Annotated in this window: 2 protein-coding genes; both read right to left on the bottom strand. The window is 53.0% G+C overall.

Going from position 1 to position 4,576, the window contains the following annotated elements:
- Positions 1–16 precede the first annotated feature (16 nt).
- On the bottom strand, positions 17–1,159 hold the full coding sequence (locus tag E5355_RS18815) for a lactonase family protein (RefSeq protein WP_136011527.1): 1,143 nt from the start codon (positions 1,157–1,159) through the stop codon (positions 17–19).
- 13 nt (positions 1,160–1,172) lie between these two features.
- Positions 1,173–4,001 (bottom strand): glycoside hydrolase family 3 N-terminal domain-containing protein, encoded by a 2,829-nt coding sequence (locus E5355_RS18810; RefSeq protein WP_136011526.1) that lies wholly within the window; start codon positions 3,999–4,001, stop codon positions 1,173–1,175.
- Positions 4,002–4,576: the final 575 nt, after the last annotated feature.

Raw genomic sequence — 4,576 nt, 5'->3', positions numbered from 1 at the left:
CGTCTAAACTGACGGGCTAATTCTTCGTATCCTTTGTTCTCGCTGAATAGTTACCGAACTGTATGCAAACCGGCATGTCGACCACAATGTCTTGATGGGTGTCTTCCAAGAGTCCGGTAACTTCGTTTCGTTTATATACTTGAATGACATTACTGTCACGGCAGGCGGCAAGCAAGTATTTGCCATTGGGCGTAATGTTGAAGTTACGGGGATGGATGCCGGTTGGCTGATACCCCACCTTTGCCAGAGTCCCGTTTTCGGGGTTCACGGCAAAGATGGCGATGCCGTCCTCTTTCAGCCGGTTGCTGGCATAGAGGTATTTCCCGTCCGGACTGAGGTGGATGTCTGCGCTTCCGCGGGCGGCTACGGTGTCGGCTGTAATGGTCTGTATTTGTTTCAGGCGGCCGTCATTGTAGCTGAAGGCAATGACTTTGCCGGACAACTCGGTGATGAGATAGGCAAATTTTCCGTCGGGGCTGAATGTCAGGTGGCGCGGACCGGAATCCGCCTCAATGTCAACGGCTTCCGGGGAAGTCTGAGGAATAGGATTGTTGGGGTGCACGACGAACCGCAGGATGCGGTCGGCGCTGAAATCGGTGGCGAATATATACTTTCTGTCCGGTGAAAAGACAGTGCAATGGATGTGGGGAGTTGCTTGCCGTATGGTGTCGGGCCCGGTGGCCTCGCCTTGAAAGAGGGTGTCTGCAGGGGCCAAAGTACCGTCTTTCTGTAAAGGAAAGACGGACATGGTTCCCCCGCTGTAGTTGGCTGTCAACACTTCCCGGCCATTGGTGGCCACGTAGCAGGGGTCGGCGCCGAGGGTGGGGACGGTGTTCAGCAGGCGCAGTTCTCCCGTTTCTTTGTCGAAGGAAAAGGAACTGAGGGCTGCTGTACTGTTGTTCATTTCACTGACGGCATAGACAAATTTGCCATTTTCCGAGGGGACGAGGTAGGAGGGATTGGGCAATGCCGCTGAACTGAGCGGAACTGCCGTTCCCGTCTCTTGGTTGAAGCGGAAAGTATAGATACCTTTGCTTGAACCATTGGTATAAGTACCCACCAGCATGGCGAGTTCGTCTTGGTTACTGTGAGCGTTCTTTGGAGAAGAGCCACATGCAGTCAGACCTAATCCGAGCATACAGAAAAGAAGTGTTTTCATTATTTTTAGCACATTAAAATTTTACTTCCGCCACACCGACGCGGTCATCGTTCAGCACGATGCGGAGGTCGCTGGCAGTAGTTCCTTTGAACGGATAGGAAATCAGCTTGCCGTATTCGCCGACGGTACCCGAGTATACGGTAAGGAACTGTCCGCCACCGCCCGAGAGCTGGATTTCGAAAGTTGCCGGCAGGTTGTTGTCGCGTGTAAAGGCTATGGCGACTTTGTCTGCCTTGACTCCGTTCTTCAAGGCAAAGGTAATATAATCTCCTTTATTTCCTTGCCATACGGTATTGATTTTTCCATCAAGCACGTTTTCGGCATCCTTCTGGTTGGTGCTGGCGCTCACACGCTTTGCCGGCTTTTGGGCTTCGACGGCTTTGGCTCGCGTCTGATAATCTTCTACGGTCAGCGTCCCGTTCAGCCGGATGTCTTCGGACGAGGCACCTGCCATGAGTACGAAGTCACCCGGTTCCACTATCCATTTCATGTCGGCATCCGGAAGCTCCAGGTGTTTGCGGTCGATGGTAAATGACAGTTCCTTCGTCTCGCCCGGTTCCAGATGGACACGCTCGAAGCCTGCAAGGTTCTTTTCGTAGGTGATGATGCTGCTCACTACGTCTCTGATATAGAGTTGCACCACTTCGTCTCCGGCACGTTTTCCGGTATTGGTCACTTTCAGACGGACGGTGGCCGATTCGTTCGGGGTGATGACTTTGGGGCTGATGTCGAGGTCGGAGTATTTAAATGTAGTGTAGCTCAAGCCGTATCCGAAGGGGTAGAGCGCTCCGTTGATACGCGACATGTTACCGTCGGGGCCCGGATTCTTGCCGCCATCTATCTGTGAAGAAGGCTTGCAGGGGAAGTTGAAGGGAATCTGGCCTACGGTCTTGGGGAATGTCACAGTCAGCTTTCCGCCGGGATTGTAGTCGCCGAAGAGGATGTCTGCAAGGGCTGTTCCGCCTTTGGAGCCGGGATACCAGGCCTCGAGAATGGCTGGGACGAACCTGTCTGCCCAGTTGACGGACAGCGGGCGTCCGTTGATGAGTATCAGTACGACGGGCTTACCCGTGGCTTGTATGGCTTGGAGCAGTTGCAGTTGGCGGCCGGGCAGGTCGAGGCTGCTACGCGACTTGTTCTCGCCGCAGGTGCGTTGTCCTCCACCCAAGACCACTACGGCAACATCGGCCTGACGGGCGTTTTCCACCGCTTTGTCTATTTCTCTCTGTTCTTCTTCGGTCAGCGGGTAGTCTATGATTTCGCTTTCGGGCCAGTGGGCGTCTACCAGGTCACAGCCTTTGGCGTAGAGCACTTCTGCCTTGCCTTTCGTTTTCTCTTGAATGCCTTCCAGTACGGTAGTAACGTCCACGGCAAGGGGGCCGTAATGGGTCAGCGCGTAGCCTTCTTCATTGGCGTTGGGACCACATACGGCAATCTTCCTGATGGAGTTGATGTCCAAAGGCAGCAGTCCACCGGCATTCTTCAGCAGAACGACGGACTCGCGGGATGCCTGCAAGGCGATGGTTTCGTTTTCTTCTTTTTCCACTTCACGGTCGGCACCGGCAAGGTCTGTCTGATAGGGAGCATCGAACAGGCCGACGAGGAACTTTACCCGGAGGATATCGCGCACACGGTCGTCGATGACTTCTTCACTCAGCCCGCCTTCTTTTACCAGTTCGCGGAGGGGAAGGACGAAGGAGTCGGGAGAACGGAATGTACAGCGTACGTTCAGTCCGGCCTCCACGCTTTGACGGACGGCCTCTTTCATGTCTTTGGCGGTGCCGTGCTTGGTGTAGAGGTATTCTACGGCATCACTGTCGGATACTACATAGCCGCGGAAGCCCATTTCACCGCGCAGGCGGGTGGTGAGCCAGTAGTAACTGCCTTGAATGGGAATGCCGTCGTAGTCGTTGTACGAACTCATTACGCCCAGCAGTCCGGCTTCCCGGATGACCCGTCTGAAGGGATAGATATGTATGTTTTCCACTTCTCGCGGTGACATTTGCGGGTCAACGCGCGCCATGCCTTCGCGGGCACCTTTGTTGTTGCTGTAGGCGGCGAAGTGCTTGCCGGTGGCGGCCACTTGATGGTTATGCTGGAGGCCTCGCACCATCGCGATACCCAGTTCGGCTACAAGGTAGGGGGATTCACCGTAAACTTCCTCGTAACGTCCCCAGCGCTGGTCGCGTCCTACGTCGAGGATGGGGGCGTAGACGTTGGTGTAGCCCAGCATGCGCGCTTCGCGCCCGGTGATGAGTCCTACTTGGCGAATCAGTTCGCGGTTCCAGGTGTGTCCCAATCCCAATTGGGTGGGGAAGTTGGTGGCACGGTAACTCTCCACGCCACGTATGCCTTCGTTGGTAAAGTCTACGGGGATACCGAGACGGGTATCTTCTACAAAGAAACGCTGCACCTCGTTCAGTGCCCAGGCATGGCGCGATGCGGGCCAGACATTTTCGTTGTCCGAAGGCGGCAGTCCCCATTGCTGGAAGCCGTTCAGATGTTCGTCGATGGCGCCGATGCCGTCTTTCCACAGCATTTGTTTCCATTCGGGGGTGGGAAGGTCGTCTTTCAGTACACGTTTGTATCCATAAAGAGTGACCATCTGGCAGGTCTTCTCGTCCAGTGTCATCTGCTGCAAGAGGTTTTCTATGCGGGCGTCGAGCGGAGCGGCCGGGTCTTCGTACACATCCTTTACCCCATTTTTGTTGAAGTCTATCCAGCCTTTGTGGTACATCTCGCTTTTTGTCGGTTTGTACGTGGCCGGTGTTTCAGGCCTTTTCTGTGCCGATACCAAAGTACCGCTGCTTAGCAACAAGGTAGCTACAATAAGTTTTCTCATGACAATTTATGCAATTTTATCTTTGACGCAAAGATAGGAAAATTGTATGGCAGACAGTGGCGGAAATCGTTCATATTTAGTTCCAATATCTTCCAGAGGATAGGTTTTGGAGGAAGAGGTGCCGCCTGCATGAGGCTGTCGGGACGGGTATGGTTGGTAAGGCCGTTTCAGTCTGCTTGCAAGGCCCTTTCAGTTCCTTGGCAAGGATGTCTGAAGTAGGGGATAAGGTTTATCTTTAGATTGAAGATGTATGTCTTTAGGTTGAAGATATACATCTTGTGACTGAAGATTTATATATTCAGCCTGAAGATAAAGTCTGTCATAGGGGTTGGACATCCTTATGATAGGGGGCGGATGCTTTTATTATACGACTCGGACGCTCTTATTATATGTCCCAGTCATTCTGGGGAAGTGCTTGTGTCATTTTGTTTTATAGTGTCTGTAGAATAAGAAAACAGTGAGGCTGTAGAAGGATGGCGGAGATACAAATGGAGTGAACACTAGTGGGCACTTTAAATTGAACATCGTTCTTTGAAATCTTTGATAATCGCATAGTTATGTATTCTTTTGGAGCG

Origin of the sequence: Bacteroides muris (ex Afrizal et al. 2022), assembly GCF_004793475.1 — a bacterium.
Classification (GTDB): Bacteria; Bacteroidota; Bacteroidia; order Bacteroidales; family Bacteroidaceae; genus Bacteroides; species Bacteroides muris.
This window is presented reverse-complemented; position numbering and strand designations above follow the sequence as displayed.